The sequence below is a fragment of the Amycolatopsis acidicola genome, assembly GCF_007713735.2.
GTDB classification, from domain to species: domain Bacteria; phylum Actinomycetota; class Actinomycetes; order Mycobacteriales; family Pseudonocardiaceae; genus Amycolatopsis_E; species Amycolatopsis_E acidicola.
Genome location: NZ_VMNW02000043.1, coordinates 63,780 through 70,846, shown reverse-complemented (window position 1 = coordinate 70,846; position 7,067 = coordinate 63,780). Strand labels below are relative to the sequence as shown.

Here is a 7,067-nt window from a genome sequence, read left to right as displayed (position 1 = left end):
TCGCCACTCATCCACCACCGAAGCGGCTTCAGCGTTCGACTTGCATGTGTTAAGCACGCCGCCAGCGTTCGTCCTGAGCCAGGATCAAACTCTCCAACAATGAACAAGTTCGATCGACTCGATCGTATTTCTCAAAGGAACCCACAAAGGGTTCAAATAAGCTCTACTGGCTTAGTTCATCAAACACACTGTTGAGTTCTCAAACAACACGCGACAACCGCCGCAACTGGATTCAAAGCTTTTGTTTGGTGCCGGGCGAAACCCTACCCCATCACAAATCCGAGGACTTCTTCGGGGGTTGTGGACTTCGTCCGACCAGGACCACCCACTCTACCACAAGTCTGTGGGAGCTTGGTTCGTGTTCCCGCCGCCGCCCGGTCTCCCTGGCGACGAAGAGAAGATTACATGCCGTGGAGACCGGGCTGAACAGGGGGGTACCTTAACGACAAAACAGCAGGTCAGGCCCGCAAAAGCACGCCACCGGTGGTGCGCTTGCCGCGGCGCACCACGAGCCACCGGCCGTGCAGGGTGTCCTCGGCCGAGGGCTGCCACTGCTCGTCGGTGATCTTCACGTTGTTCACGTACGCGCCGCCCTCCTTGACCGCGCGCCGCGCGGCTCCCTTGCTGTCCACCAGCCCGGGGGCCAGCAGCAGGTCGAGGATCGTCGGGCCATCGGCCAGCCGGACCTCGCCGGTGGGTACCTCGCGCATCACCGCGTCCACCGTCGCGGCGTCCAGCTCGGCCAGTTCGCCGCGCCCGAACAACGCCTGGCTGGCCAGCGTGACCTGCCTCGTCTGCTCCGCGCCGTGCACGAGGGTGGTGAGCTCTTCGGCGAGTTTCCGTTGCGCGGCACGGAGCTGCGGCTTCTCCGTTGTCAGCTGCTCCAGCTCGGCGATCTCGTCCCGGGTCAGGAACGTCAGCATCTTCAGGTAGCGGATGACCTCCGCGTCACCCACGTTCACGAAGTACTGGAACCAGGCGTACGGCGAGGTGAGCTCCGGGTCGAGCCAGACGTTGCCGCCCCCGGTGGACTTCCCGAACTTGCGGCCCTCGGAGTCGGTCACCAGCGGCGTGGTCAGCGCGTGCACCGCGGCGCCTTCGACCTTGCGGATGTAGTCCACCCCGCCGATGATGTTGCCCCACTGGTCCGAGCCGCCGATCTGCAGCTTCGTGCCGTACTGCTGGTGCAGCCGCAGGTAGTCGTAGGACTGCAGGAGCAGGTAGCTGAACTCGGTGTAGGACATGCCGTCCGTGGCGAGCCGGCGTTTCACCGTCTCCCTGGCCAGCATCACGTTGATCGAGAAGTGCTTGCCCACGTCCCGGAGGAAGTCCAGCGCGCTGACATCCTTGAACCAGTTGAGGTTGTTCTCCACGATCGCGCCGGTCGGCGAATCGTCGAAGGTCACGAACTTCCCCAGCTGGACCTTGATCTTCTCCAGCCGTGCCGCCGTGACCTCGCGGCCGACCATCGTCCGCTCCCCCACGTCGCGCGGGTCGCCGATCTGGCCGGTGGCGCCGCCGCCCAACGCGATCGGGCGGTGCCCGGCGTTCTGGAACCGCGCCAGCGTCAGCAGCTGGACGAGGTGGCCCGCGTGCAGGCTTTCCGCCGTCGGGTCGAAACCGCCATAGAGCGTGAGCGGACCGGCGTCCAGGTCCTCCCGGAGCGCGCCGAGATCGGTGGACTGCGCGATGAGCCCGCGCCAGGACAGTTCGTCGAGAATGTGTTCGCTCACGCCCCGATACTCCCGCACCTGGTCAACCGACTATTGAGCGGGTCGCGCCCGTCCGCCGCGCCGGTAGGCCGACACCTCCGGGGCGCCGTCCACCCAGAACCGCCACGGCGTGTCCTTCGCCGCGGCCACACCTACGCGCGGCCCGGCGCGGACCTTCGACCGGGGCACTTCCTCGCCCGCGAGGAGGCGGACCGGCGAATCCGGGCTCACCAGATCCGCGCCGTTGTGTTCCGGGCCGATACCCAGCGCCGCTGTCATCCGGGCCGGGCCCTGTGCCAGTTCGCGGTCCCGTTTCGCGGCCTTGCGGCGGGCGCGGGCGATCTCGGGACCGGAGACCACTTCGGCCGCGCGCAGCAGCACGGCGCCGGCCACCCCGTCCTCGGCACCGACGATGTTGGCGCAGAAGTGCATGCCGTAGACGAAATAGACGTACAGATGTCCCGCCGGGCCCCACATCACGTCGTTGCGCCGGGTGCGCCCGCGGTACGAGTGCGAGGCCGGGTCCTCGGCACCGCGATACGCCTCCACCTCGACCAGCCGCGCGGCGACCGTGCCCGCCGGGCTGTCCACCTCGACCACCGAACCGAGCAGCAGGTACGCGAGATCCACCGGATCGACCGCGAGCTCCTCGCGCTTGAACAACCTCACCGGAGCACCACTTCATCCGAAGCCGTCCGGATCACGGCCTCCAGCTTCGGCTCCGGCCCCCGCGTCACTTCCAGCGACTGCCCGAGCGCCCGCAACGGCGCGACCACGACGCCGGGCTCCGGGTGCTCGGCACTGAAGGACTCCAGCGTGGCGGCCCCTGCCAGCGACTCCGACGGGTGCGGGGACTCGCGCCAGTCGATCAGGAACGGCACGATCCCGGCGCCGTCCGGCGGAAAGGCCAGTTCCCACTCGAGCAGGACCCCGTCGGGACGGCGGCGCGACATCGGATGCGGATCGGACAGCTCGTACCCGGCCTGCCTCGCGGCCGCGATGGCCTCGGCCATCCTCGGCACCCGCGCCGCCCACGTCACGAGGCGGGCCGCGCGCAGTTCGTCGATCCCGAACGGGCGCGGCCGCGGTGGCTCCGGCTGTTCGCTGTCCGGGCCGACGACCTCGAGGTACGTCGCACCGCCGAGCCCGGCCAGGAAGTTCCGGGTGCCGAGCCCGACGTGCGGACCGCCCGGGCTGAGCCGGAGCCCGCGATCGTCCAGCCACGCCACCGTGCCCTGCAGGTCCGGTGTCGCGTAAACCAGGTGATCGATCGCGGGGCTCACGGGATCACTGCGTACCCGAGGCGGCCCATTCGCGGAAACCGGCGGCCGTGTCGACGAGCCGGCCGAGCTGCTCGGCGACCCGCGCCGGGGCCGTGCCGCCCCGCGCGTCGCGTGAAGCGACCGAACCCTCGACGGTGAGGACCTCGCGCACCTGCGGGGTCAGCTCCGGGTGGATCTTCTGCAGCTCGTCGTCGGTCAGCTCCTCCAGGCCCGCGCCGCGGGATTCGGCGACACGCACGCACTCCCCCGCGGCTTCGTGCGCCACCCGGAACGGAACCCCTTGGCGCACAAGCCATTCCGCGATGTCCGTTGCCAGGGTGAACCCGGCGGGCGCGAGCTCGGCGAGCCGTCGCGTGTGGAACGTGAGCGTGCCCAGCATCCCGGCGATCGCGGGGAACAGCAGCTCCAGCTGCTCCACCGAATCGAACACCGGCTCCTTGTCCTCCTGCAGATCCCGGTTGTACGCCAGCGGCATCGCCTTCAGCGTGGCGAGCAGGCCCGTCAGGTTGCCGATCAGCCTGCCCGACTTGCCCCGGGTCAGCTCCGCGACGTCCGGGTTCTTCTTCTGCGGCATGATCGAGCTGCCGGTCGCCCACGCGTCGTCGAGCGTCACGTAGCCGAACTCGGCGGTGTTCCAGATGATCACTTCCTCGGCGATCCGGGACAGGTTCACCCCGAGCATCGCGAGCGCGAAGGCGAACTCCGCGGCGAAATCCCGCGAGGCGGTGCCGTCGATGGAGTTCTCCACGCTCGTGGCGAAACCCAGCTCCCTGGCCACGGCCTCCGGGTCGAGCCCGAGCGACGAGCCCGCCAGCGCGCCGGAACCGTACGGCGACTCGGCAGTGCGGTTGTCCCAGTCCTGCAGGCGGGACACGTCGCGCAGCAGAGCGTGGGCGTGCGCGAGGAGGTGGTGGGCCAGCAGCACGGGCTGGGCGTGCTGCAGGTGCGTGCGCCCCGGCAGCACCGCGTCCGGATGCGCTTTCGCTTGCGCCACCAGGGAATCCACCACGTCCAGGGTACCGGCGGCGACCCGGCGGGCGGCGTCGCGCAGCCACATCCGGAACAGCGTGGCCACCTGGTCGTTGCGGGAACGGCCCGCGCGGAGCTTGCCGCCGAGCTCGGCCCCGGCGCGTTCGATGAGCCCGCGTTCGAGCGCGGTGTGCACGTCCTCGTCCGCGAGCGCCGGGGTGAACGCGCCGGAGGCCACGTCGTCGGCGAGCCGATCGAGCGCGGCCAGCATGCCGGCCAGCTCGTCCTCGCTGAGCAGCCCGGCGCTGCGCAGCACGCGGGCATGCGCCCGCGAACCCGCGATGTCGTAGGGCGCCAGGCGCCAGTCGAAGTGGGTCGAGGCGGACAGCTTCGCCATCGCCTCGGCCGGCCCGCCGGCGAACCTGCCGCCCCACAACTGCATCGGCCGCTGCTCAGCCACTGTTCTTCCTCAGCCCTTCTGGTCGCGCTTCGCGGCGATCTTGCTCGGCAGGCCCCACAGCTGGACGAAGCCCTTGGCCAGCGTCTGGTCGAAGGTGTCGCCCTCGTCGTAGGTGGCCAGGTTGAAGTCGTAGAGCGACTCCGCGCTGCGGCGGCCGGTGACCACCGCGCTGCCGCCGTGCAGGCGCAGCCGGATCTCGCCGGTCACGTGCTCCTGGCTCTTGGCGATGAACGAGTCCAGCGCGTCCTTCAGCGGGGAGAACCACAGGCCGTCGTAGACCAGCTCGCTCCAGCGCTGCCCGACCGTGCGCTTGAACCGGGCCAGGTCGCGCTCGACGGTGACGTTCTCCAGCTCCTGGTGCGCGGTGATCAGCGCGATGGCGCCCGGCGCCTCGTACACCTCGCGGCTCTTGATGCCGACCAGCCTGTCCTCGACCATGTCGAGCCGGCCGATGCCGTGCGCGCCGGCCCGGCGGTTCAGCTCCTGGATGGCCTCCAGCATGGTGACCGGCTTGCCGTCGATCGAGACCGGGACGCCCTTCTCGAAGGCGATCACGAGCTCGTCCGGCGCGCCGAAGTTCAGCGCCGGGTCCTCGGTGTAGGAGTAGACGTCCTTGGTGGGGGCGTTCCACAGGTCCTCGAGGAACCCGGTCTCCACCGCGCGGCCCCACACGTTCTGGTCGATCGAGAACGGGGACTTCTTGGTGACGTCGATCGGCAGGTTGCGCTCCTCGGCGTAGGCGATCGCCTTCTCCCGGGTCCACGCGAAGTCACGGACCGGGGCGATCACCTTCAGGTCCGGCACCAGCGCGCCGAGGCCGACCTCGAACCGCACCTGGTCGTTGCCCTTGCCGGTGCAGCCGTGCGCGACCGTGGTGGCGTTGTGGTACTTCGCGGCCTCGGCGAGATGCTTGACGATCACCGGGCGGGACAGCGCCGACACCAGCGGGTAGCGGTCCATGTAGAGCGAGTTGGCCTGCAGCGCGGGCAGGCAGTAGCCGTCGGCGAACTCGTCGCGCGCGTCGGCGACAACCGCTTCGACCGCGCCACAGTCCAGCGCGCGCTTGCGGATCGTCTCCAGGTCTTCGCCGCCCTGCCCGAGATCGACCGCGACGGCGATCACCTCGGCCCCGGTCTCCTCGGCGATCCAGCCGATCCCCACCGAGGTGTCCAGCCCGCCCGAGTACGCGAGCACCACCCGTTCAGTCATTGCCGTTCTCTCCGTTTCCGTCAACGTCCAAAGTAGACGACCGCCGCGCCAGCGCGGTGAAGCGGTCGGCCAGGTCCCGGCCGGTCAGCGGTTCCCTGGCGATCACCGCGACCGTGTCGTCGCCGGCGATCGAGCCGACGACCTCCTCCAGCGCCGCCCGGTCTATCGCGCTGGCGAGGAACTGCGCCGCGCCGGGAGGCGTGCGCAGCACCGTGAGGTTGCCCGAGGCGTCCACGGACACCATCAGCTCCGCGAGCAGCCGGGTCAACCGGGTCGTGCCGCCCTGCACCCCGCGGACCGGGCTGCCGTCCTCCGGGATGACGTAGACCGGCGCCCCGGAGTCCGCGCCCCGCAGCTTCACCGCGCCGAGCTCGTCGAGGTCTCGCGACAACGTAGCCTGCGTGACCTCGACGCCCTCGGCCGCCAGCAGCTTGGCCAGCTCGGTCTGGCTGCGGATGGCCATGGTGGACACCAGTTCGGTGATCCTGGCCTGCCGGGCGGCCCGGCTTATCGTCGTTCGTTCAGCAACCACACCAAGAGCGCCTTCTGTGCGTGCAGCCGGTTTTCCGCCTCGTCCCACACCGCGCTCGCAGGCCCGTCGAGCACCTCGTCGGTGATCTCCCAGCCGCGGTGGGCTGGCAGGCAGTGCAGGACGATCGCGTCCGGCGCCGCCTTGGCGAGCAGCTCGCTGTTGATCTGGAGCTTCTTGAACGGCGTGATCCTGTCGAGGCCGTCGTTCTCCTGGCCCATCGACGTCCAGGTGTCGGTGACCAGCACGTCGGTGCCTTCGACCGCTTCGTTCGGGTCCGTGAAGACCGTAACGCTGCCCCCCGTCTCGGCCGCGCGTTCCTTCGCGGACTGCGTGACGTCGGGCAGCGGCTGGAAGCCCTCCGGCGAGACGACGCGCACGTTCAGCCCTGCCGTGGTGCCGCCCAGCATCAGCGAATGCGCCATGTTGTTCGCGCCGTCGCCGAGGTAGGTCAGGTTCAGCCCGGCGAGCCTGCCCTTGCGCTCGCGGATGGTCTGCAGGTCCGCCAGCACCTGGCACGGGTGGAACTCGTCGGTCAGCGCGTTGACCACCGGCACCGACGCCGTCGAGGCCATCGCGTTGATCCGCTGCTGCGCGAACGTCCGCCACACCACGGCGTCGACGTAGCGGGAGAGGATGCGCGCGGTGTCCTCGATGGTCTCCTCGCGGCCGAGCTGCATCGAGCGGCCGTCCACGATGATCGGGTTCCCGCCGAGCTGGGCGATGCCGACCTCGAACGAAAGCCGGGTGCGGGTGGAGTTCTTCTCGAACAGCACGGCGATCGACTTCGGCCCGGCCAGCGCGTTGTTGCCGAGCGGGTCCCGCTTCAGCTCGTCGGCGAGGTCGAGTACGGCGAGCTGCTCCTCGGGGTTCAGGTCGTCGTCACGGAGGAAATGGCGTGGCAT

The 7,067-nt window shown here is 69.6% G+C and carries 7 protein-coding genes and 1 rRNA gene; all 8 read right to left on the bottom strand.

All coding sequences use genetic code 11. From position 1 onward, the window contains the following. Positions 1-100 (bottom strand): 16S ribosomal RNA (locus tag FPZ12_RS25885); the annotation flags it as partial. A 358-nt stretch (positions 101-458) separates the two neighbouring features. Beyond that, on the bottom strand, positions 459-1,733 hold the full coding sequence (tyrS, locus tag FPZ12_RS25880) for a tyrosine--tRNA ligase (protein WP_144748046.1): 1,275 nt from the start codon (positions 1,731-1,733) through the stop codon (positions 459-461). A gap of 30 nt (positions 1,734-1,763) precedes the next feature. Continuing rightward, complete coding sequence (locus FPZ12_RS25875) at positions 1,764-2,381, bottom strand: DNA-3-methyladenine glycosylase (protein ID WP_144748045.1); 618 nt, start codon at positions 2,379-2,381, stop codon at positions 1,764-1,766. Further along, entirely contained in the window at positions 2,378-2,995 is a 618-nt protein-coding gene (locus FPZ12_RS25870; RefSeq protein ID WP_144748044.1) for a VOC family protein, read from the bottom strand. The genes FPZ12_RS25875 and FPZ12_RS25870 overlap by 4 nt, the downstream gene beginning before the upstream one ends. 4 nt (positions 2,996-2,999) lie before the next feature. Next, positions 3,000-4,406 carry an argininosuccinate lyase gene (gene argH / locus FPZ12_RS25865; protein ID WP_144748055.1) on the bottom strand — a complete coding sequence of 469 codons (1,407 nt, stop codon included), beginning with the start codon at positions 4,404-4,406 and terminating at the stop codon, positions 3,000-3,002. A 27-nt stretch (positions 4,407-4,433) separates the two neighbouring features. Beyond that, positions 4,434-5,633 carry an argininosuccinate synthase gene (locus tag FPZ12_RS25860; protein WP_144748043.1) on the bottom strand — a complete coding sequence of 400 codons (1,200 nt, stop codon included), beginning with the start codon at positions 5,631-5,633 and terminating at the stop codon, positions 4,434-4,436. Continuing rightward, the gene (locus FPZ12_RS25855) at positions 5,626-6,144 is read right to left on the bottom strand and encodes an arginine repressor (RefSeq protein ID WP_144748054.1); all 519 of its coding nucleotides are present in this window, start codon (positions 6,142-6,144) and stop codon (positions 5,626-5,628) included. The genes FPZ12_RS25860 and FPZ12_RS25855 overlap by 8 nt, the downstream gene beginning before the upstream one ends. Continuing rightward, positions 6,141-7,067 (bottom strand): ornithine carbamoyltransferase, encoded by a 927-nt coding sequence (gene argF, locus FPZ12_RS25850; protein WP_144748042.1) that lies wholly within the window; start codon positions 7,065-7,067, stop codon positions 6,141-6,143. The genes FPZ12_RS25855 and argF overlap by 4 nt, the downstream gene beginning before the upstream one ends.

Excerpts from the sequence above, each read along its gene's own strand:
- argH (WP_144748055.1), bottom strand. The coding sequence starts at position 4,406 with ATGCAGTTGTGGGGCGGCAGGTTCGCCGGCGGGCCGGCCGAGGCGATG.
- FPZ12_RS25860 (WP_144748043.1), bottom strand. The coding sequence starts at position 5,633 with ATGACTGAACGGGTGGTGCTCGCGTACTCGGGCGGGCTGGACACCTCG.
- argF (WP_144748042.1), bottom strand. The coding sequence starts at position 7,067 with ATGCCACGCCATTTCCTCCGTGACGACGACCTGAACCCCGAGGAGCAG.